A 23,238-nucleotide genomic window follows, 5' to 3' on the forward strand; every position below is an offset into this window, starting at 1 on the left:
AACCGATATATTATATATCTATATAATATACTATTTTCCACAAAAAGTAAAGTTAAACATACATTGGAAAAGCACTTATTTTACTGATAATTCGTATGTTCCATCGCCATTATCATATTTATATACATACAAGTAATATTTACCTGGTTTTGCATTAAAGTTTGCCTCTATATGATTGCCATTTGCTTGACCGTAAGCAGCATAATTTTGCATATCTGATTCATGGTGAAGTACCCATGTCATCCCGATTCCATACTCATTTAAAACGGAAATATCAATATTTTTCGCTGATGCTACATTAAATGTATAAACATCAGTGTGATCCCCGCCGATAAGGCTACCTTTTATCGTAGTGTTTAGTCCAATGCGATTTGCTTCCTTCGGGCGATTATTTGGTTCTGATTCTGTTAAACTTCCATCTTTAACCGTAACCGTTGTTTCGCTTCTACTCTCTTTCCCTTTATCATCTTTTACTATTAACGCTACTTTATATGAACCTTCTCTTTCATATACATGTACTGGATTTATTTCTGCACTTGTGCTTCCGTCTCCAAAGTCCCATAAATAAGAAACGATTTTTCCATCTTCATCTTTTGAGCCATCGCTTTTAAATTGAATACCTTCTTTTACAAGTCCATTATAAGGGCCATTTATATTAACCGTTGGAGCTTTATTTTCTCCGTCATCTTTTGCGATACCGTGGAAGACTACATCATATTCAAATTCATTTGAGCTATTTACACGATAATTGACGAAATATGCTGTAACAGTTTTGTAGCCACTCCATTCTTTTTGCGCAAGTTGTTCCAAAGCTTCATTTACTTTCTTACTCATTGCGTTCCAATCTTCTGACTCACCTTTTGTTACACTACCTGTATACGTACCTTCTAATGTAAATGTATTAAAGAATTGGGAGCTATGTTTTGTCATTTTTGCATCTTTCATCGGCAACGTTTCAGTCATTTCTTTCTCTACTGCTGTTAATGATTTTGGGGCATGTTCAGCTAAATAATCATCTGCTACTGCCGGTACATTATATTTATCTTGATTATCGATTAGCTGCTGCATATACTCTTGATACTCTTTATTTAACTTAGGATCTTTACTTAGATTTTCACGATATGCATCATAATTTTTTACGTCATTCGCACGAATCAAATCTTGAATTTTATCAAATGTTTCAAACTGATGCGTATATAAGTAAGACTGCAATGCGAACGAGTAATTATAGAAATCCCAAGAACCGTATTTAGCAAATAATGTACGCTCTGCTGTATAACGACTTGCAGGATCAGATGATAATCCACTAATGATGCTCTTTCTCGGTACTACATTATTTGTTCGAGTAGACCCTGCGAAAAACTCTGCATTTCCTTCTTGGAACCAAGTTAACCTTTCATTTTGATACATATCTCCTCTTCCGAATAAACCTGGCACTTCATATCTCCCTTGAAGATAATGGGTAAACTCATGGCGGAATAATTCTTCTAAACTATAAATACTTTGTTCTGGCGTGCGTTCATATGTAAAGAATGTTCCTGTTTCTTCAATATAAATTCCACCGTTGTTCGTTTCATATCCATACAGTTGTCTATTTAATTGGTACTCTTCTGGACTGTTATAAATTACGATCGTTAATATATCATCTGCATTGCCCGGCTCTAACGCTTTATCATTCCCAATTACACGATGATACTGCGCTTTTACTTCCTTTGCAGCCCAGTATAGTCTCTTAATTTTTTCTTCCGATACTTTATCTCCTGTTTTAAATACGATAGATCCATCATCAAATGTATACGTTTTTGGTAAGTACTGCTCTTTTCCTTCTTTACGTATTTTCTCTAAATCTACTGTATTCCCGCTATAATCTTTTCCGTTATAATTTGTTGTAATTTGTTCTACTGCGACAAAATACGGCTCACTTAAACGTGGATACATATGCATTGCCTGTGTCACAACTTCTAATCCTTTATTTGGATTGCTATGAAACTTCCCTAAACGACTAGCAAAGTAAATTCCATTATTAACGAGCCACTTATTTTCTGGTGTTACTTCATTTAGAAGAGCAATACGATTTATTTCATTAATAAACCCATCTACTTTTCCATACCACATCGTTTCATTCGCTTCTTTACGAGCCTCAATTAAGTAAGACTGTATATCATAGTCAATCCCTTGCATAATATCGTATACAGCTTGTCCTTTCATACGATCGTCTACATACGTATGAAGATTATCATTATATTGTTTTAAAATATTAGCTGCGTATTGAACCGTTTCAACATCACTTGAAGCGTTACTAATCAATTTTCCGTATGCAGATACGACTGTATCTTGTTCAGCTGTACCAAGCTTAAAGTTTGGATTTTTTGCGATAGATTTTAAAGCAGGTAAACATTTGTCCTGGAAACTTCTTTCATTTAATTCACTTAATTCGTTATTATAAAATGCCAGATAAAAAGCTGAACGTAGCACTTCCGTAAACGTTTGAATTCCTTTTGAATCATCTTTCGTAAATGTACTACCCCGATGAGCTAATTCATCTATAACGACTTGCATTTTCCCTTTATCTTTATAAAAAGCTTTTGCATCTTCATTAAACTGGAATAAGTCTGTAATTTGGTGCCACTTAATACTACCTAACGTTTCGACTAATTCTTGATCATTCATTTTGTTTAAATCAGCCATTGAATAGCTTTCTTTAACTTGCTTTACTGCCGCTTTGTTCGGAATAGATGCTGGTCGTTGTGAAAAGTCTCCTACTTTTAACCGTTCTTGAAACGATAATGTTTCCTCCGCTTTAGAAACGTGTCCAATCTCATCTACTGGCTTTTCAATTCCTACTGGTTTCGAATGCAATACATTATATGGCACCTTTTCTTCTGCTGATGCATGAGTTTGAATTGCCCCAGCGATAGAGCCATTGTACTAATGCTAAGCATCACTTTATTGATCTTTGATTTCTTGTTCATATCTTTGCCCCCTATTTTAATATTCCATCCAAGAATTTAACATAAAATCTAGATGCAACAATATAAAATGCAATATTTCATATTATTTCTTCTTACATTTTGTACATATCGTGAACAATCTCCCCACTATCTAGCCGCCAATAGTTATGAATCTTTAGCGATTAAACAGTCCTTTTACACATGTTAAAAATCGAATTTTTTGACAATTACCCTTTCAATTGTTATGATTAATATAATTGTTAACTTTATTAAACAAGGGTGGGATTCTATGATAAAAAAAGAAAACAGTGTATTCTATATCTCCATCTTGCTAACAACATTATTCATCATATGGGGAATTACCCCAGCAAGTTGGATACAAGGCTATGATTTACAAAGCGTTACATCTTCTTTAAACTCATTTATCCTCAATAAATTTGGATGGTTTTACTCTCTACTTATGACTGCAATGATTATTTTAGCCGCTTATTTAGCATTTTCTAAGTACGGTTCTATTCGTCTTGGTAAAGATGGAGAAAAACCAAAGTATAGTTATCCATCTTGGCTATCCATGTTATTTGGGGCAGGAATGGGAATTGGACTCCTCTTTTATGGAATCGCTGAACCGATTTCACACTTTACAGATCCACTAACAGGAAAAGCAGGTACAGAGGAAAGCGCCAAGCTCGCTATGCAATATTCATTTTTCCACTGGGGTCTCTTTCCATGGTCACTATACGCAATGGTTGCTTTAACAATTGCATATTTCACATTCCGCAAACAAAAAGGTAGCACAATTGGGGCTACAGTTACTCCATTATTTAATCGATCGAAAAATTCTCCTATCGGAAAAACAGTCGATATTTTAGCTGTTTTAGCCACAGTATTTGGTATTGTGCCCTCTGTTGGGATTGGTGCTCAACAAATTGCTGGAGGATTAAGCTATTTATTCCCTTCTATTCATAACACTTTACTTACACAGCTCGTACTTATCGCTATCTTCGCTGTTTTATATTTAACAAGTGCACAAACAGGCTTAGATCGTGGGATTAAATATTTGAGTAACTTAAATTTCTCTCTTGCAGGTATATTACTCGTCTCCTTCTTACTTTTAGGACCAACTGTATTTATTATGAAATATTTCACATCTACACTCGGTTCTTATATTGGAGCTTTACCTAGTATGGGATTAAATTTAGGAGCATTTAATGAAAAATCTTCTTCTTGGATAGAAAACTGGACTATTTTCTATTGGGGATGGTGGATCTCTTGGTCCCCATTCGTCGGTACATTCATCGCCCGTATTTCTAAAGGACGCACAATAAAAGAATTTATTTTTGGAGTTGTATTAGTCCCAACTCTCATCTGCACATTTTGGTTTGCAGTATTTGGCGGTACCGCTATCCATATGGAAATGTTCCAATCGCTTGGTATAGCTGATGAAATCGCAAAAAATGGTACAGAGATTGGATTATTTGCTGTTATTTCACATCTACCGTTCTCTACATTTTTAACAATTATCGGGTTAATTTTAGTAGCCACATTTTTCGTTACTTCTGCTGACTCGGCAACATTTGTCGTTTCTATGCAAACGAGTAACGGAAGCTTATCACCAAAAAATAGTTTAAAACTTATATGGGGATTAACAATCGCGATTATTGCAGCTATTTTATTACAAGCTGGAGGATTAAATGCACTGCAAATTGCAGCGATCATCGCAGCACTACCATTTTCTATCGTAGTCGTCCTTATGGTTACTTCACTCTTTAAAGAGCTACGAAAAGAAGATGTTAATTTGCAAACGAAAGAAGTTCCGCAAAAAATAAAAAAGGTTATGTAACGATTGGCACCTCAAATTATTTCTAAATCCATGATAAATGAGGAAAAAAGCAAATTAAAAAACCCCATTCGTATGAAATATAATTTTCATACGAATGGGGTTTTTTACTCTATTATATAGTGTTGTAAACATGCCTTCTCCTCAAAACCTACTTTCTTGTACAACTTCATCGCACGATCATAATTCGTATTCAAACATAGTTCTATCTCTCTCATCCCTTGGAAGGAGAAAATATATTGAATTGAAGCTTGTAATAACCGCTCTCCGACACCTTTTCCATTTATCTCCTTCTAAAAAAGACATCATCATAAGCATATTTCAAAATGAAATCGCCATGATAATGTCTTCTTAAAAATTCATATAATCATATTACGTTATAATAAAATAAAACGTTTTTTATTTCTTAAATAATCTCTTTCTAAATACAAACATACTCAATGCTGAAAGAACTAACGCTATGCCTGAAAGTAATATTGATGTATTCTCTTGTCCACCTGTTGCTCCTAATGATTTCTTACTTTCTTCTTGCTTATTAACAACTGGTTTATTTTCTTTCACAACTTGATTATTCACATTTTGTTCTTGGACTACTGTGGATTGATTTACTGCGTCTTTTGAACCTTCAATTTCTTTTCCTGTTCCTTTTATCTCAGCTTTCGCCCCTTCAACTCCTGTTGTTGGCTCGTCCACTTCTTCTTTTACCTCTTCAACTTCTTTTATTGGCTCTTTTACTTCCTCTTGCTCTTCTTCAACTTCTTTTATCGTTTCTTTCACTTCTTCTTTTGTTTCTTCAACTTCTTTTTCCGGCTCTTTTACTTCCTCCTGCTCTTCTTCAACTTCTTTTTCTGGCTCTTTTACTTCTTCTTTCGGTATTAATTTTTCTACTATATTCTGCATGACGATGCCACTATATAATATGCCCGTCTCATAATGATCTGCATCCAAGTCAAATTCATATATTTTTTCTCCTAGAGTACTCCAAATGATTCCCTCATCAGTAAGCATTCCACCTGCACTCTTTAACGTAATTTTTTCAATTCGTTCCCCTTCTAAATCATATACAGGTATTTTCACTTCTTTATTTATTTCTGCATCATCCAAAATGACCTTTTGCCTTCTAACATCAATTGTTCCCCACTGGCCTAATTGTATTAACGGCCTTACATCACGAATCTCATTTTCAGCTAATTTTAAACTAAGTAAGTCTAACATTGATCCAAGAACTGACACATCTTTAATACGATTATCTGTAAGATTTAACCATTGTAAATTTTTTAATGAAGATAATGGAGTAGTATCTTCAATTTGATTATGAGATACATTCAAATTATTCAATTGTTTCATGTTTAAGATGAACTCAATATTTTTCAGACCTATTCCTTCCAAAGTGAGTTTTTCTAAGTTCATCATGTATTCTAAGCCTGTTATATCTTTTATCTCTTTTCCTTTTTCTTTAAGGATCTCTAATTTTTTAATCTGTAATAAATCTTCTTTTGTGATAGGAGCGTTTAAATTCTCTCTACCTAAATTCTCTTTATTAATATGTTGTTGTAAAGTTTTATCGAGAATTACATTTTCCTTTTGTTCATTATCCTCTTTTATTTCATCTAACCTTTCAACAACATTTTGAATTACTGTTCCATTAAACTTAATACGATTTTCTTCTGGCTTTATATCTAATATAAATTCGTATGTTTTTTCACCGGTAGTACTCCATTTAACAGAACCATTATTAACTATTCCATCTCCATTCTTTAATTGAATAGTATCGAGTGGCTCGCCTTGTAAATTATAGATAGGTATTTTAACTTCCTTATCTTTTTCTACATCACCTAAAAAGATTTTTTGTCTTTGAACGTCAATGTACATTCTTTTTCCTAACTCTTGAACCGGTCTAACATCACGAATTTCATTTGACGCTAGCTTTAAATCATATAAACCTGTTACTTGACTAAGTGGTGTTATATCTGAAATATAGTTTTCTTCTAAATTAAGTGATTGTACAGTAGACATTCTTGATAAAGGTTCGATGTTTTCTAATTCATTTTTAGAAAGGTCTAACTCTACTAATTTTTTCATTGGTGTAATATGTTCAATATTAGTAAGTCCATTGTTACTTAAAGATAAACTCTTCACATTCTTCAGTTGCTCAATCCCAGCAAGATTAGCATTACTAATTTGATTATTTGCTACAGTCAAAGTCCTTAAAGATTTCGCTGTAAATAATGGTTTAATATCTTTTATATAATTACTATTTAAATCTAGCAATATAATCTTCTTCATTTGACTTAGTGGGCTTAAATCTGAAATTTTATTATTTCTCAAGCTTAAACTCTCAATATGTTCTAACTCAGCCAAAGGTCCAATATCTTCAAGTTCGCCATAGGTTATACTTAATGATTTCAATTGCCTCAAATTCGAGATAAATTTTATATTTTCTAACTTAACTTCTTCCAACGTTAAGTTTTCTAAGTTCTTCATATATTCTAGACCGCTTACGTCTTTTATTCCTTTGCTTTTAGCTTCAACGACTATTAAAGATTTAACTTTTAATAAATCTTCCTTAGTTATTGGGGTATCTAAATTTTCTCTATTCAAGTTATATTTATTAATATGCTTTTGTAATTGCCTATCTAATATTACATTTCCATTTTCATCTTGTTGATCCACTTTATCCTCTTTATTTTCCTTTTGTGCTTCTGGAACATTATTTTCTAAATTTAATGTGTTTACTTCAAACTGTACTTGATACTTATTGTCATAAGCCATTGTCGGAATATAAATATGCATTTGCATATTATACCTTTTTCCTAATTCCCCTACTTCAAACTGAATCACTTTCGTTCCATTTTTCTTTTTATCTTCTGATATTACTTTCACATCATGAAACACACCAGGAGTATGTATATCCTCTGTTTTCAAGTATTGAAAGAAATCACTATCACTTAACGTTGCTGTTACAATTTTCTTTCCGTTCTCAACTGTTAATTTCGGATTTTTTATATAAACAGCTGCCATAGACTCTTCATTTGTTTTATCTTTATACGCTTTAATAACAGCGTCATATGTACCATCTTCTAAACCTTGTCCCGTTTTATTCGCCTCAATTGCTACTGCTGCTAAAGCAGGTGTTGAATAAACAGCAAACGGAAGTGATAACGTCGCCGCTATAATCATTGCATTTATATGTTTTCTTTTATTTCTTTTCAACTTGACATCTCCTCCAAAATATACAAATTAAAATGTAATCATTTCTCGAATAAATGATAATGATTTTCATTATCATTGTCAACTAAAAAAAATAAAAAGTTAACAAAAAAATAACCCCTTTTTAAGGGGGTTATGCCATTTTTTCTCCAGATTCTTCTCTAAAAAAGCTCTTCATCGCATGGAATACATCTGCTTTTTGCTTTAAAATATAATATCTGAAGTTTTCATCTTTAATATTTTTATAGGCTGACATAAGTGTACTGTGGCGATTGTACTGATTCACTTCCCCATATCCAAACATATTACACTTCTTCATTAATTCTTCAACAAGTTTTACACATCTAGCATTATCTGATGTTAAATTATCACCGTCTGAAAAATGGAATGGATAAATATTATAGCGGTCTGGTGAATATTTATTATCAATTAGCTCAAGTGCTTTTTTGTATACAGAAGAACAAATTGTTCCGCCACTTTCTCCTTTTGAGAAAAACTCTTCTTCTGGAACTACTTTTGCCTCTGTATGATGGGCAATAAATTCAATATCTACTGTTTCATACTTTGTACGTAGAAATCTCGTCATCCAGAAAAAGAAACTACGTGCCATATATTTCTCCCATATTCCCATCGATCCACTCGTATCCATCATTGCTAATACAACAGCTTTTGAATCTGGCTTTAATACTTCATTCCAAGTGCGGAACTTTAAATCTTCTTGATGAATTGGGTGGAAAGATGCTTTACCACGCATCGCATTTCGTTTATATGCGGATATCATCGTTCTTTTCTTATCAATGTTGCCCCATAATCCAGTTTTTCTAATATCATTAAATTCAACATGTTCAATCCGGTTTTCATCCATTTCTTTTCTCTTTAAATTAGGTAATTCTAATTCTTTGAAAAATGCTTGCTCTAATTCTAAAATAGAGACTTCAGCTTCATAATAATCTTCTCCAGCCGCATCCCCTGCTCCTTGCCCTTTTCCTGGTCCTTTTTGCTTTTGACCACCTGATCCATCTCTCGCAACGACATCACCAACTTTGCTGTCACCATTTCCTTGCCCAACGTGTTTGTTTTTATCATAATTGTACCTAATCTTATATTCATCTAAAGAACGAATCGGTATTTTTACAACATCCTTACCATTAGACATAACAATGCTTTCTTCTGTTACAAGATCGGGTAAATTATTCTTAATTGCCTCTTGTACTTTCTCTTGATGGCGTTGTTGGTCGTCATATCCTTTGCGATGGAGGGACCAGTTTTCCTGTGAAATCGTATAATTTGGTTGGTTTTCTTCACCCATTTCTTTCCCTCCTTACTGTAATTGTCTTCCTATATGAACAGCAAGCTAGAAATTTTGTTTTATACTGTACCAGCTAGAATGAAAGGTAACTGCCCATCGAAAATCATCCCATAAACATATATAACGTTTTTCATATAATACTCCGAGCATCCTAAACAAAATTTTGCCACTCACATACTAGAAAAGAATCATTCAGCCTTTGATAAGAAAGAAACACAATGCATAGTTGCACACATTTACACTTTGCAACATATTGTATTGTGTTGGCTTTTTTCGTATGAATGGTTGGTTACTCTATCATATGCATATTGTAAAAATAATTGACAATAAATTCATAAAATTGCATCTTAATTTATTGCATTTGGACAAGGTATGACACTTTACACATATGACTGGATAATAAAACGCTGTCCCGCAAAATACAAGAGACAGCGTTTTGTTATCAAACTATCGGTTTAGCAGACTACCTACATAGCGTAATAATTCATTTGCTGAAGAAGAATTATAGCCGTGCTCATCAATTAAACGTGCAACAACATCATTAATTTTCTTCAGCTGATTTTCGTCTGGTGTTTTCGTTGATGTTGTAATTTTCACTATATCTTTTAAATCAGCAAATAGCTTCTTCTGAATCGCTTCACGAAGACGTTCGTGCGAATTATAGTCGAAGCGTTTTCCTTTACGTGCATAAGCAGAGATGCGAATTAATATTTCTTCCCGGAATGCTTTTTTAGCATTTTCTGAAATTCCAATTTGCTCCTCAATCGAGCGCATTAACTTTTCATCTGGGCTCATTTCTTCACCTGTTAACGGATCACGTAATTTCGACTTATTGCAGTACGCCTCAACGTTGTCTAAGTAATTATCCATAAGTGTCTTAGCGGATTCTTCATACGAATAAACAAACGCTTTTTGTACTTCTTTTTTAGCAATTTCATCATATTCTTTTCTTGCTAATGAAATGAAGTTCATATAGCGCTCTCGGTCTTCATTACTAATCGATGGATGCTGATCCAATCCATCTTTTAAAGATCTAAGCACATCTAGAGCATTAATAGATGGTACCTCTTTTCGAATAATTGTAGAAGAAATGCGGTTAATAACGTAACGAGGATCAATACCTTTCATACCTTCATCTTGATATTCGCGTTGCAACTCCTCTACATCAATCGCATTATAACCTTCTACCGTTTCTCCATCATACAAACGCATCTTTTTAATTAAATCAATATCTGGACGCTTCGGATCTTTTAAACGAGTTAAAATCGTAAACATTGCTGCAACCCGAAGTGTATGCGGTGCAATGTGCACATCGGACACGTCACTTTCACGAATCATTTTTTCATAAATATGTTCTTCTTCACTCACTCGTAAATTATATGGAACTGGCATTACAATAATTCTTGAGTGTAATGCTTCATTTTTCTTATTTGCTATGAAAGAGCGATACTCTGTTTCATTCGTATGCGCTACAATTAATTCATCTGCTGAAATAAGTGCAAATCTTCCCGCTTTAAAATTCCCTTCTTGTGTAAGCGATAATAAATGCCATAAAAACTTCTCGTCGCATTTTAACATCTCTTGGAATTCCATCATCCCACGGTTTGCCTTATTCAATTCTCCATCGAAGCGATACGCTCGTGGATCTGATTCTGAACCATATTCTGCAATTGTAGAAAAGTCCAAGCTACCTGTTAAATCTGCAATATCTTGTGATTTAGGATCAGAAGGGCTAAATGTACCAATACCAGTTCGGCGATCTTCAGAGAAGAAAATACGCTCCACAACTACATCTTCAATTCTCCCACCATATTCTTGCTCTAGGCGCATAACGTTGAGTGGTGATAAATTCCCTTCAATTCTTACTCCATACTCATCAAAGAAATCATCTCGTAAATGATGCGGAATTAAATGAAGTGGATCTTCATGCATTGGGCACCCTTTAATTGCAAAAATTGCTCCTCGATCTGTTCTTGAATATGTTTCTAATCCTCGTTTCAACATCGTAACTAATGTTGATTTACCTCCACTAACAGGACCCATTAATAATAAAATACGTTTTCTAACATCTAATCGTTTTGCAGACGGATGAAAATATTCCTCTACAAGACGTTCTAAAGCATCCTCTAACCCAAATAGCTGATTACTAAAGAAGTTATACTTTCTTCTACCATCAACTTCTTCAATTCCAGCATCTTTTATCATATTGTAAATGCGAGAGTGTGCTGTTTGAGCCACCCATGGTCTTTCCTTCACAAGCTCCAAATACTCCGCAAACGTACCTTCCCATTGTAAGCGTTCTTCTGCTTCTCGATGCTGTTCAATTTTTTTTAGAATATCCATTATAGCTCCTCCCCCATCTCCTTGTTCAATCGGATTATTATAAAAGGTATGCTAGGATGTCCTTAAACATTCTTTAAATCAAAATGAAATATACAGTAGTGTTATAAAATTCTCTCCAAAATTCAAAGAAAATTCTGTATAATATAGGTATTAAAGTTTTTACACCTCTATTCATTTTAAATAAATTCTTTTCTTCCAAGAACATTACATACATTTCGATTCATATTTCAGATTCGTAAACTGAAAAAATAGGAGGGATATTAGTATGAAATTATTATTAATTTTAGGTGTATCACTCACATTTCTTACAGCTATTTTTACATCTGGTTACAATGATAAACCCGGTACACATAAAAAGTGATGTGCTTCTTAGCACATCACTTTTTTTATCGATTATTTATAATACACATTTTCCACATCATATTTTGATAAAGGGCGGCTATAATAATAACCTTGTACAAACTTCACATTCTTTTCCTTCAAAAATTGTATTTGTTCCGCTTTTTCTACCCCTTCTGCAATTACATTCAATTCCAACGTATGAGCTAGATGAATAATTGCAGCCGTAATATTCGTATCGCGTTCATCTACATGTATACCTTCCATAAAAGAACGATCAATTTTCAAAGTATCAATTGGATACGTTTTTAAATAACTCAAAGATGAATACCCTGTACCAAAATCATCTAAATGAATCTTTAAATTTTGTTCTTTTAATTGTAGCAATACTCTTTTCGATATATCTTTATGTATAAGGGCTCCTTCTGTAACCTCTATCGCTAATAAATGAGCTGGTACATTGTACTTATGTAAAGCTCGTGTAATCATCTCTATTAATGTAATAGAGCGAAAATGCCTGGCTGAAATATTAACTGCAATTGGGACAACTTCATATCCTTTATTTAACCATTCGCGTATTTGTCGACACACTTCATTTACTACCCATTCATCAAGCTTAATAATAAATCCTGTTCTTTCTGCTAGCGGAATAAATTGATTGGGAGAGACAAATCCTAATTCTTTATTCTCCCACCTTATTAAAGCCTCCATACTAGCTATTTTTTTCGTTTCAATATTAATTTGCGGCTGATAATATAAGAAGAATTCATTTTTTTCTATAGCACGATGTAATTGGTTTTCTATTATAAATCTTTGTTCACGCTCACAATCTAACCCACTGCAATAAAAATGATAATGCCCTTTTCCTTTTTCTTTTGCTTTTTCCAAAGCAGCATCAACTCTTTGGAATAATATCTTTTCATCTTCTCCATCTGTTGGAGCCATTACAATTCCGATTGAAGCACTTAAATACACGTCCTCTTCTTCGATTACAAAATGTTCACTAATCCTTTTCAGTATGTTTTTGGAAACTCCCTCTACACGTTCTTTCGTTATATTTTCTATTAACATAACAAATTGATCATCGTGTTCTCTAAATAAGTGTATACCGGGTATTTGAAAACTGCTTAAACATTCTGTAACTTTTTGTAACACTTTATCTCCTTCTTTATGACCAAACGTATCATTAATAAGGTGAAATTCATCTAAATCTATAAAGATAAACGCAAAAGCTACCTTCTCATTTAAAAAATCATTTAACTTATTTGTACATGAAATTCTATTCATTAATCCTGTTAGCTGATCATAATAAGCTAAATATTCCGTTCTCATTTCATTTAATATTTGCTTTGTAACATCCCTTGTAACAATATATACTCCAACAATTTCACCATTTACAATAATCGGGATAGTTCTCAAGGAAATATAGAGCTCGTACCCTTCTTTATGAACATATTTCTTTGAAACAATTTGCTTTGCCCTTCCTTGCATGGCTTCTTTAAATATAATTTGAAAATCTTTTTCATATTCTTTATTAATAAATTCAAAAATAAACTTATTATTTAATTCTTCAAATCGGTATCCAAATATTTCATACGTTGCTGGATTTGCATATGTAATTCTTCCTATAGAATCTATAGATATGATGGAGTCATTATTATATTCTAGTAATGACTTAAACAGCATTTGTTTTTCCTCTATCTCCATCTTCTCCTCTATTTGAGCTGTGATATCCCTTGTAATACAAATAATAAACTGACATACTCCTTCTTCATCAAATACAGGATTAAGTGAAGATTCATAATGTAAATTACCAGTTGGTAAACTAACTACATCACAAAAGGTATGTGCTTTCGCTTCGCTCGCTACTTTTGCATATTGCACTTGCAATATTTCCGCCGTATCTTCCGGTAATACTTCTGCAAAAGTTTTTCCATAACATTCTTCACTTAGCTTCGCATAATCCATACCTAACTTATTTACATAAATATATGTAAATGTTTCATCATCAATAACTTTAACAATAAATACTAAATCTTGAATAGCATGTAATAATCCTCTTCTTATTAAATCCATATCTATCATACTTAAAAAGGTATTTTGATTACTATATTGTTCCTTCATATTTATCTCAACCCGTCTGATCTATTTTTATTCATATATCCCATTTTATATGAATATGTATCCTTTTTTAAATGTATGATTACATATTATTTTTATTTTTAGAAAAAAAGTCGCCATATGGCGACTTTTAATAAACAATTTCTAAATCTAATCCTGGATAATTTTGTTGACGGAATGCTTCATAAATTAAAATAGCTGCTGTATTAGATAAATTTAATGAACGCACTTTATCAGTCATTGGAATACGTAAACAATGATCGAAATTTTCTTCGATTACATTAGCTGGTAAGCCGTTCGTTTCTCTTCCAAATACAAAATAGTAATCCTTCTCACGTTTGCTATAATCAAACGCTGTATGAGCTTTCTCGCCATACTTTGTTAAATAGAAGAATTCACCGTCTTTATTTTTCTCATAAAACTCTTCAATTGAATCATAATACGTAATTTTCACGTGCTGCCAATAATCTAATCCTGCACGCTTTAACATTTTATCATCCGTTGAAAATCCAAGCGGTCTAATCAAATGTAATTCTGTTCCAGTTGCTGCACAAGTACGAGCAATATTCCCTGTATTTGCTGGAATTTCTGGTTGATATAAAACAACATGTACTCCCACGCGATATTCACCTCTGTTTTTTGTCTACTACGTATTATACCACTTGAGCGAAAAATCTCTACCCATTAATAATATGAAAGAATTTATATTTCATTTGTGGTGTATATTTACTAGAATCTTCATAGTTCCAATAACGCCGACGGCTATTCGCTGAATGTGCATTTACAAGTGGCATACCATCTGCGTCTTTTGCTACTACAATCGTCGTATGGTTCCACCTACCATCATCCTCGAAATCATAAGCGATGACATCACCAAGAATAAGGTCCTCTGGCCTTTCTACAGCTTCAGCTCGAAGTCCTGATGTAGCACCTGACAAATACCAATAAAAAGAGTGTGCAACAGCCCAGCTCCAACTCCACTGATTCTCCCTTTGCCACCATCCTTTACGAATATTAGGATATCCATTCATTGGTACTTCTCCAGTATGAAGACATTGAGAAATAAAATTCGTACAATTATCAGGGAAATTACGATATGCAGGGTTTCGATCATCCCACCAACGCTCTGCATATTTAACTGCCTCTAAACGGTTGTACTGATAGGAACCGTACTTCTCTTTTGTAACTTCCCTTTCTAATGTCTCACTCATTCCAACTGCTTCTGGCACTTCAATAGCATAATCACTTATTATCCGGCTATTATTTAAACAAACTCTTCGTTTTAATTGTTCCTCTTCAATATAAAATAATTCTTTATGCTTAATTAAATATTTAAAATGTATTTGATAATCAATTTCTTGATGATTGCTATTATTTAATTGCCTCATAAAAGAAACATCCGCAGTTGCTTTTACTATCTCTGCATTACGCTTTTGAAATAATTGTTTCTTTCTCTTTGCTATTTGTAATAAATCTTCAGCAATACCATCTACATTTGTTCGTTTCTCTGTTATATATGCTAAAAAGTGTTGGACTTGCTTTTCAATATTTATTTTTACAACCATTTCGTCTCCCTCCCATATTACAATATGAAAAAGGGAGATATTATCTACTCTTTTTTCTGCGCTAACAGTTCAAGTCCGCGATTCATTTCATGAAGAACCTCTTCGTCTTTCTCACGTTGCATCGCTTTTTCAATAGCTTCGCCCACGCCGTCTCCACCAATTTTTCCAAGCGCCCACGCTGCCGTCCCGCGAAGCACTGGTCTTGGATCATCTTTCATAACACCTATTAAATCTGGAATTGCTGATGCTTCTTTAAAATGTGCAAGTGCCAAAATTGCATTTCGTTGCAACGGTTTTTTACCTCTCCATGAACCAGACATAATTCCATATTTCTCTTTAAAATCACGATTGCTAATTGTTAAAAGCGGTGTTAATAACGGTTTAACTAACTCAGGATCTGGTTCCATCTCAGGGTGATTATGAAAATCCATTCCTTTATTTTTCGGACAAACTGTCTGACACGTATCACATCCATAAATACGATTACCTATTTTGTCGCGATACTCTTCTGGTAGGAATCCTTTCGTCTGTGTTAAAAATGCTATACACTTCTTCGAATCTAACTGTCCTCCTTGTATTAAAGCACCTGTAGGACAAATATCAATACACTTTGTACAGCTCCCGCATTGATCTTCTATCGGCTGATCTGGTGGGAATGGAACGTTTGTAATCATTTCTCCTAAATATACATACGAACCAAATTCAGGTGTAATAATAGAGCAGTTCTTACCGCTCCATCCAATACCAGCACGCTCTGAAACAGCTCGATCACTTAATTCACCCGTATCAACCATTGACTTAACTTCTATATCGGGAAGTTTTTCGATTAAATATGCTTCTAATTTCTGCAAACGATCTCGTAAAACGAGATGATAATCTTGTCCCCAAGAAGCACGACAAAAAATCCCGCGGCGTTCTCCACGCTTACTTAATGGTGCATTTTTTAATTTTGAAGGATACGCTAATGCAATCGCAATAATTGATTTTGCACCAGGTAATAGAAGCTGTGGGTTCGTTCTCTTTTCTATATCAGGCTCTTCAAATCCAGATTGATAATTTAATTGTTGCTGCTGGATTAACCGCTGCTTTAATTCTTCAAATGGTGAAGCACTAGCAAAGCCTATTTTATCTATACCAATCGTTTTACTATACGCAATAACATCTTGCTTTAATTGTTCAAAATCCATTCCTAATCGCCTCCTCAGATGAATCCATCCTTTATGTAACGATCTATTAGTTAGCAATTCACTTTCGGAATACTATTCTTTACTTCTATTTTCGCATACAATTACGTTTTCCAAACATTAAAAAACGCAATGCCTCGTTTATCTCGGAAACGAAACACTGCGTTGATCACAATTTATAGAAAAACATTTAATAAAATTTGGAGCGGGTGAAGAGAATCGAACTCTCGACCAGAGCTTGGAAGGCTCTTGTTTTACCACTAAACTACACCCGCAAATATGAAATACATATAAGATATTAGAATAACTTATGTAAAGTAGTATAGCATGTACAAAAAGCGGAAGCAAGAATTTTATCGAAAAAAGTCGAAAAAGTGATGAGTAGCTCATCACTTTTTCAATTCTTTATCAATCGCCTTCTTCATACTATCGAAATCAGGGTTTGCAAGATTTCCGTTTATATATACTGAAGGAGCACCTTGAACTTTTAATTTTTGAGCACGATCTGAATCTTTACGTACTTTTTCTTTTATTTCTTTACTGTGTAAATCTTTCTTAAATTGATCTACATCAACTTTCGGAAGCTTCTCTTTCACAATGTTAAGAAGTAATTCTTCTGTAATCCATTCTTCCGTATCTTTCTTTTGACTTTGATAAATCTCATCATAGAAAGTCCAGAATGAATCTTTATCTTGTTTATAAATTGCTTCACCAGCTGCTGCACCTAAATCAGAGTCTTTCCCAATAAACGGAAAATTAATAAAGTATAACTGCACTTTACCTTTATCAATATACTCTTCTTTTAATCGTGGCAATACTGTTACATCCCAAGTACGACAAGCGGGACATTTGAAGTCTCCAAATTCAACTACCTTAACCGGAGCATCATCTTTCCCTAAAGATTGTTGTGTGGAATAAGCAAACATCTCATTCCCTTTATCTTTTTTGTCATTTATGATGCTATACGCAATCGTTCCGATCACAATCAATACTGCAATGGAAAAAACTATACCAAGAGCCATGAGTTTGTTCGATGATTTCATATACATTCCTCTTTAATTTCATATTCTGTATACAGCATTGTACACAATACACATAATATCAACACTTATATACGTCACGCAATGAACACGCTCACATAAATTACAAAAACACAATAATTGTGACGATATTGTGTCACGATTTGTCACAATTTATTCAAAAAAAGAAGCTCCTATGTAGGAACTTCCATTAGCTTACTGCTTTTTCACGAGCACTATTTAACATCGACTGCTCTGTTTTTATATCATGACGAATGACTAACTTCTCACTAACTGCTTGCACATACTCATCATGATTGATATAGCCTTCTTTCTCCATCAATCTCAAAACGACATTTCGTCTCTCTACGGCCTTATCATAATTTTGTGCCGGTGAGTAATAAGCAGGTGCCTTTACTACAGCAGCCATCATTGCACTTTCAGCCAATGTTAATTGGCTCACCTTTTTACCGAAGTATAGGTTTGCTGCTTTTTCAATTCCCCATGCTCCTTCTCCGTAATAAATATTGCTTACATACAATTTTAAAATTTCATCCTTCGTAAATGTACGTTCAATTTTTTTCGTATAGAAAATCTCTTTCCACTTACGAGAAAATGTACGTTCATTCGTTAAAAAAGCATTTTTAGATAACTGCTGTGTAATTGTGCTTCCGCCTTGCACAACACCACCAGCTTTTATATTTTCAACAGACGCTCTGACAATCGCTATATAATCTAAACCGTTATGATGATAAAACCTTTTATCTTCTGTCGCAATAAATGCATGTGTCAATGATTCTGGTACCTCTAACTTAGCCGGTACATGTAATTTACTAATATCACTTTTCTCAATCATTACATTTCCAATGAATAATAACGTAAAACTTAACAATAATAATAAAATAATGGCTTTATAAAAAAACTTAGTCATTGGATTTAATGCAACTTTTTGATGATAATTCACCCTAGATAATACTCGTTCTTTCATCTTAAACACCTCTTTTCCACATAGCGTATAACTCTTACTTTAAGAATACCTTGTTGTAAAAAAATATCCCATCGATTTCTCTTACACGTACCTTACATCATTGTAAGGTATAAATTGAAACTTTCATCAGACCCCCACCAATCTGGCTGCCCGGCAAATAGCGGGATAAAAAAGTATTGTATCACAGTCCTTTTTTATCTACTATTCATCTGAAATATTGAATATAGATTATGCTAAATCAATAGCAGATTAGATCTTAAGGCTATTATACTTTCTCTATTAAAGCGCCCTATTTTCATTATATCATCTACCAATATATATACTTTTGAGTATCTAGTAATCTAAATGTACATAATATATCATATATTATACAGAACAAACGTTCTTTAAATCAATACTAACACTATTATTATTTTGACCTTTTTCTTAAACAGTATACAAAAAAGAGTAGTGATTTGACTGTATCTCAAATCGGCTACTCTTTTCTTTACAATCTTCCTATTAAGTTATACGGCTGCACTTCCCACGTTTCATACGGAATGAAATGGGTTGCTCTCATCGCATCAAGTGTTCTGGATTTCATATGAGGACGCGTTATATACTCATTTATGTTCTCTTCGTTTAAAGCAACAAATTTAGCCTCTTGTATTTCTTCATGTTGAATTTTTATTTCACCGCTTACATATGCTACTTTAAAAACGACAGCTAAAATGTTCATGGAAGCATTATAATAAACTCCTGTAACTCCAAGCGGCTTCACAGTTAAACCCGTCTCCTCAAGCATTTCCCTACAAACAGCTTGATCGAGTGCTTCCCCTTCTTCTACCTGTCCTCCTGGTAACTCCCACGTATCAGCTCGCCAGTGTACCTTTGCTAATAACACTTCATCTTTTTCATTTGTTAAATAGCCTGCTACAGCAACGATATGTTTTGGTGTTTTTTGTTCCATGTTAAGCCTCCTAGCAATAATGAATATTTCATATATCCCTATAAGCATATTCCCTGTTTACAATAAAATACCTTTATTAAAAAAGCCCCTATTCGTTAAACGAACAGGGGCTTTTATCGTATTATTCTCCTAAGTCTACGTTGTGATAAACTTGTTGTACATCTTCTAAATCTTCTAATGCATCAACCATTTTTTCAAATTGTGCTTGTGCATCTTCAGGAAGTGTTACATCGTTTTGTGCAAGCATTGTTAATTCGGCAACTGTAAATTCTTCAACACCCGCATCTTTAAGAGCAGATTGTACTGCATGGAATTGATCTGGTTCAGCATACACGATAACAGCATCTTCTTCTTCAAGTATGTCACGTGCATCCACATCTGCTTCCATTAAAATCTCAAGAACTTCATCTGATGTTTTCCCTTCAAGGCCGATAACAGCTGTTGCATCAAACATGTAAGCTACAGAACCGTTTACACCCATGTTACCACCGTTTTTGCTAAATGCAGCTCGTACATCTGCTGCAGTACGGTTTACGTTGTTTGTAAGTGTATCTACAATTACCATAGCTCCATTTGGTCCGAATCCTTCATAACGAAGCTCGTCATAATTTTCTTCTGAACCACCTTTTGCTTTTTCAACTGCACGATCGATAATTGTTCTTGGAACATTGTATGTTTTCGCACGTTCTAATACAACTCTAAGCGCTTGGTTTGATTCCGGATCTGGCTCGCCTTGTTTTGCCGCTACATAAATTTCACGTCCAAATTTCGCGTATATACGGCTAGTATTTGCATCTTTTGATGCTTTTTTATCTTTAATATTATTCCATTTACGACCCATACTTTCCACTCTCTTTCCCGTTTTAAATCTACATAAAAATATTAATATGAAATATCATGTGTGTTCAACACATTTTTAAAAGAAATATAAAAAGTTCATTTTTGATTCATATTACAGACATAATATAAATCACTATCATTTTGTTCTTTCGACAAGTTATATTATACATGAATTCCTACGTTTATTACGAATTTTAGAAGCACATAACATAATTTAGCAAAAAAATCCTACCATTTCACCAACACACTATTTATGCTTATTTTGTAGTGTGATGAAAATATAAAAAGACTCTACACATTTGGTGTAGAGTCTTTTTATTACGCCGTTCGTGATACCGATGGTCGGGGTCGAACCGACACTCCCGAAGGAACACGATTTTGAGTCGTGCGCGTCTGCCAATTCCGCCACATCGGCACAAAAGAAAAGGCGGCAACCGGATTTGAACCGGTGATAAAGGTTTTGCAGACCTCTGCCTTACCACTTGGCTATGCCGCCATATAAAATTTTACTGGAGCGGAAGACGGGATTCGAACCCGCGACCCCAACCTTGGCAAGGTTGTATTCTACCACTGAACTACTTCCGCAAAAATGGCTGGGCTAGCTGGATTCGAACCAGCGCATGACGGAGTCAAAGTCCGTTGCCTTACCGCTTGGCTATAGCCCATCGAATTCTTACTTAATTATATGTAAGTATCCATTAGATTATTTATAATTTTTAAAATAAAAATGGGGCGACTGATGGGAATCGAACCCACGAATGCCGGAGCCACAATCCGGTGCGTTAACCACTTCGCCACAACCGCCATGTTGTGTAAATATATTTGGCAGGGGCAGTAGGAATCGAACCCACACTGGAGGTTTTGGAGACCTCAGTTCTACCTTTAAACTATGCCCCTATGTAAATGGTGGAGGGGGGCAGATTCGAACTGCCGAACCCGAAGGAGCGGATTTACAGTCCGCCGCGTTTAGCCACTTCGCTACCCCTCCGAAACTTACATGGTGCCGGCTAGAGGACTTGAACCCCCAACCTACTGATTACAAGTCAGTTGCTCTACCAATTGAGCTAAGCCGGCGTATTTTATTAAAGTAAATGGTGGCTCGGGACGGAATCGAACCGCCGACACGAGGATTTTCAGTCCTCTGCTCTACCGACTGAGCTACCGAGCCTTATTAAAATGGCGGTCCCGACCGGGGTCGAACCGGCGATCTCCTGCGTGACAGGCAGGCATGTTAACCACTACACCACGGGACCATTTGGTTGCGGGGACAGGATTTGAACCTGCGACCTTCGGGTTATGAGCCCGACGAGCTACCGTGCTGCTCCACCCCGCGATAATATTATTCATATAGTTTATATGGTGGAGGATGACGGGATCGAACCGCCGACCCCCTGCTTGTAAGGCAGGTGCTCTCCGAGCTGAGCTAATCCTCCAAAAGTGGTGACCCGTACGGGATTCGAACCCGTGTTACCGCCGTGAAAGGGCGGTGTCTTAACCACTTGACCAACGGGCCAAATATTATAAATCCTATGGCGGAGAGCAAGGGATTCGAACCCTTGATACGCTTGTGACGTATACACGATTTCCAATCGTGCTCCTTCGGCCAACTCGGACAGCTCTCCAATGGCTCCGCAGGTAGGAATCGAACCTACGACCGATCGGTTAACAGCCGATAGCTCTACCGCTGAGCTACTGCGGAATAATATTGCCTGGCAACGTCCTACTCTCACAGGGACAAGGTCCCAACTACCATCGGCGCTAGAGAGCTTAACTTCCGTGTTCGGTATGGGAACGGGTGTGACCTCTCTGCCATCATTACCAGACATTATTCTTTTGAGACAATCATTATTATAACTTATTTTCTTTAAAAGTCAACAAGTTTTTTATGTTCTCTCAAAACTAGATAACATTGCTACATATTATATGGTTAAGTCCTCGATCTATTAGTATTCGTCAGCTCCACATGTCACCATGCTTCCACCTCGAACCTATCAACCTGATCATCTTTCAGGGATCTTACTAGCTTACGCTATGGGAAATCTCATCTTGAGGGGGGCTTCATGCTTAGATGCTTTCAGCACTTATCCCTTCCGCACATAGCTACCCAGCTATGCCCTTGGCAGAACAACTGGTACACCAGCGGTGCGTCCATCCCGGTCCTCTCGTACTAAGGACAGCTCCTCTCAAATTTCCTACGCCCACGACGGATAGGGACCGAACTGTCTCACGACGTTCTGAACCCAGCTCGCGTACCGCTTTAATGGGCGAACAGCCCAACCCTTGGGACCGACTACAGCCCCAGGATGCGATGAGCCGACATCGAGGTGCCAAACCTCCCCGTCGATGTGGACTCTTGGGGGAGATAAGCCTGTTATCCCCGGGGTAGCTTTTATCCGTTGAGCGATGGCCCTTCCATGCGGAACCACCGGATCACTAAGCCCGACTTTCGTCCCTGCTCGACTTGTAGGTCTCGCAGTCAAGCTCCCTTATGCCTTTGCACTCTACGAATGATTTCCAACCATTCTGAGGGAACCTTTGGGCGCCTCCGTTACACTTTAGGAGGCGACCGCCCCAGTCAAACTG

General features: G+C 35.4%; 12 protein-coding genes, 16 tRNA genes, 2 rRNA genes and 2 pseudogenes. 1 reads left to right on the forward strand and 31 read right to left on the reverse strand.

Translation table 11 applies throughout. The annotated features are described in order from the left end of the window. Positions 1 to 75: 75 nt before the first annotated feature. A pseudogene (gene colA / locus ACTT1L_RS15030) lies at positions 76 to 2,972 on the reverse strand (collagenase ColA). Positions 2,973 to 3,240: 268 nt separating this feature from the next. Here colA and opuD point away from each other — a divergent pair. Then, complete coding sequence (gene opuD, locus ACTT1L_RS15035) at positions 3,241 to 4,791, forward strand: glycine betaine transporter OpuD (RefSeq protein ID WP_000591587.1); 1,551 nt, start codon at positions 3,241 to 3,243, stop codon at positions 4,789 to 4,791. Positions 4,792 to 4,895: 104 nt separating this feature from the next. Here the strand turns inward: opuD and ACTT1L_RS15040 are convergent. The 30 genes and pseudogenes from ACTT1L_RS15040 to ACTT1L_RS15185 all read right to left on the reverse strand — a co-directional run. Continuing rightward, positions 4,896 to 5,066: pseudogene (locus ACTT1L_RS15040) on the reverse strand (GNAT family N-acetyltransferase); the annotation flags it as partial. Positions 5,067 to 5,187: 121 nt separating this feature from the next. Then, the gene (locus ACTT1L_RS15045) at positions 5,188 to 8,001 is read right to left on the reverse strand and encodes an NEAT domain-containing protein (RefSeq protein ID WP_442821985.1); all 2,814 of its coding nucleotides are present in this window, start codon (positions 7,999 to 8,001) and stop codon (positions 5,188 to 5,190) included. Positions 8,002 to 8,131: 130 nt separating this feature from the next. Continuing rightward, positions 8,132 to 9,307, reverse strand: a complete 1,176-nt coding sequence (gene yhbH / locus ACTT1L_RS15050; RefSeq protein ID WP_000503513.1) for a sporulation protein YhbH — start codon at positions 9,305 to 9,307, stop codon at positions 8,132 to 8,134. 447 nt (positions 9,308 to 9,754) lie between these two features. Then, positions 9,755 to 11,650 carry a PrkA family serine protein kinase gene (locus ACTT1L_RS15055; RefSeq protein ID WP_000353279.1) on the reverse strand — a complete coding sequence of 632 codons (1,896 nt, stop codon included), beginning with the start codon at positions 11,648 to 11,650 and terminating at the stop codon, positions 9,755 to 9,757. Between the two features lie 393 nt (positions 11,651 to 12,043). Then, positions 12,044 to 14,113 (reverse strand): sensor domain-containing protein, encoded by a 2,070-nt coding sequence (locus tag ACTT1L_RS15060; RefSeq protein ID WP_000664307.1) that lies wholly within the window; start codon positions 14,111 to 14,113, stop codon positions 12,044 to 12,046. Positions 14,114 to 14,240: 127 nt separating this feature from the next. After that, positions 14,241 to 14,729, reverse strand: a complete 489-nt coding sequence (gene trmL, locus ACTT1L_RS15065; protein ID WP_000538147.1) for a tRNA (uridine(34)/cytosine(34)/5-carboxymethylaminomethyluridine(34)-2'-O)-methyltransferase TrmL — start codon at positions 14,727 to 14,729, stop codon at positions 14,241 to 14,243. A 58-nt stretch (positions 14,730 to 14,787) separates the two neighbouring features. Next, the gene (locus ACTT1L_RS15070; RefSeq protein WP_000260542.1) at positions 14,788 to 15,675 is read right to left on the reverse strand and encodes an amidase domain-containing protein; all 888 of its coding nucleotides are present in this window, start codon (positions 15,673 to 15,675) and stop codon (positions 14,788 to 14,790) included. A gap of 44 nt (positions 15,676 to 15,719) precedes the next feature. Further along, positions 15,720 to 16,862, reverse strand: a complete 1,143-nt coding sequence (gene queG, locus ACTT1L_RS15075) for a tRNA epoxyqueuosine(34) reductase QueG (RefSeq protein WP_000345218.1) — start codon at positions 16,860 to 16,862, stop codon at positions 15,720 to 15,722. 198 nt (positions 16,863 to 17,060) lie between these two features. Further along, positions 17,061 to 17,134, reverse strand: a tRNA-Gly gene (locus ACTT1L_RS15080). Positions 17,135 to 17,248: 114 nt separating this feature from the next. Then, positions 17,249 to 17,902 carry a DsbA family protein gene (locus tag ACTT1L_RS15085; RefSeq protein ID WP_000842720.1) on the reverse strand — a complete coding sequence of 218 codons (654 nt, stop codon included), beginning with the start codon at positions 17,900 to 17,902 and terminating at the stop codon, positions 17,249 to 17,251. A 187-nt stretch (positions 17,903 to 18,089) separates the two neighbouring features. Beyond that, complete coding sequence (locus tag ACTT1L_RS15090) at positions 18,090 to 18,866, reverse strand: transglycosylase domain-containing protein (protein ID WP_000664704.1); 777 nt, start codon at positions 18,864 to 18,866, stop codon at positions 18,090 to 18,092. A 487-nt stretch (positions 18,867 to 19,353) separates the two neighbouring features. Next, positions 19,354 to 19,815 carry an NUDIX hydrolase gene (locus ACTT1L_RS15095; RefSeq protein WP_000436092.1) on the reverse strand — a complete coding sequence of 154 codons (462 nt, stop codon included), beginning with the start codon at positions 19,813 to 19,815 and terminating at the stop codon, positions 19,354 to 19,356. A 121-nt stretch (positions 19,816 to 19,936) separates the two neighbouring features. Then, positions 19,937 to 20,656 carry a YebC/PmpR family DNA-binding transcriptional regulator gene (locus tag ACTT1L_RS15100; protein WP_000532946.1) on the reverse strand — a complete coding sequence of 240 codons (720 nt, stop codon included), beginning with the start codon at positions 20,654 to 20,656 and terminating at the stop codon, positions 19,937 to 19,939. A gap of 332 nt (positions 20,657 to 20,988) precedes the next feature. Next, a tRNA-Leu gene (locus ACTT1L_RS15105) sits at positions 20,989 to 21,070 on the reverse strand. A 10-nt stretch (positions 21,071 to 21,080) separates the two neighbouring features. Further along, a tRNA-Cys gene (locus ACTT1L_RS15110) sits at positions 21,081 to 21,151 on the reverse strand. Positions 21,152 to 21,165: 14 nt separating this feature from the next. Beyond that, a tRNA-Gly gene (locus tag ACTT1L_RS15115) sits at positions 21,166 to 21,240 on the reverse strand. A 5-nt stretch (positions 21,241 to 21,245) separates the two neighbouring features. Continuing rightward, a tRNA-Gln gene (locus ACTT1L_RS15120) sits at positions 21,246 to 21,320 on the reverse strand. Between the two features lie 63 nt (positions 21,321 to 21,383). After that, positions 21,384 to 21,459, reverse strand: a tRNA-His gene (locus ACTT1L_RS15125). Between the two features lie 19 nt (positions 21,460 to 21,478). Continuing rightward, a tRNA-Trp gene (locus ACTT1L_RS15130) sits at positions 21,479 to 21,552 on the reverse strand. 7 nt (positions 21,553 to 21,559) lie between these two features. Continuing rightward, positions 21,560 to 21,643 (reverse strand) — tRNA-Tyr (locus ACTT1L_RS15135). Positions 21,644 to 21,653: 10 nt separating this feature from the next. Then, positions 21,654 to 21,729, reverse strand: a tRNA-Thr gene (locus ACTT1L_RS15140). An 18-nt stretch (positions 21,730 to 21,747) separates the two neighbouring features. Continuing rightward, positions 21,748 to 21,823: transfer RNA gene (locus ACTT1L_RS15145), tRNA-Phe, on the reverse strand. A gap of 9 nt (positions 21,824 to 21,832) precedes the next feature. Continuing rightward, positions 21,833 to 21,908: transfer RNA gene (locus ACTT1L_RS15150), tRNA-Asp, on the reverse strand. A gap of 3 nt (positions 21,909 to 21,911) precedes the next feature. Next, positions 21,912 to 21,988, reverse strand: a tRNA-Met gene (locus ACTT1L_RS15155). A 24-nt stretch (positions 21,989 to 22,012) separates the two neighbouring features. After that, positions 22,013 to 22,088: transfer RNA gene (locus ACTT1L_RS15160), tRNA-Val, on the reverse strand. 5 nt (positions 22,089 to 22,093) lie between these two features. Further along, positions 22,094 to 22,168 (reverse strand) — tRNA-Glu (locus ACTT1L_RS15165). A 17-nt stretch (positions 22,169 to 22,185) separates the two neighbouring features. Then, a tRNA-Ser gene (locus ACTT1L_RS15170) sits at positions 22,186 to 22,277 on the reverse strand. A gap of 2 nt (positions 22,278 to 22,279) precedes the next feature. Next, a tRNA-Asn gene (locus ACTT1L_RS15175) sits at positions 22,280 to 22,354 on the reverse strand. 8 nt (positions 22,355 to 22,362) lie between these two features. Beyond that, positions 22,363 to 22,478 (reverse strand): 5S ribosomal RNA (gene rrf / locus ACTT1L_RS15180). A gap of 100 nt (positions 22,479 to 22,578) precedes the next feature. Further along, a 23S ribosomal RNA gene (locus tag ACTT1L_RS15185) occupies positions 22,579 to 23,238 on the reverse strand; the annotation flags it as partial.

The organism is Bacillus sp. FH, from assembly GCF_052216825.1.
GTDB classification, from domain to species: domain Bacteria; phylum Bacillota; class Bacilli; order Bacillales; family Bacillaceae_G; genus Bacillus_A; species Bacillus_A paranthracis.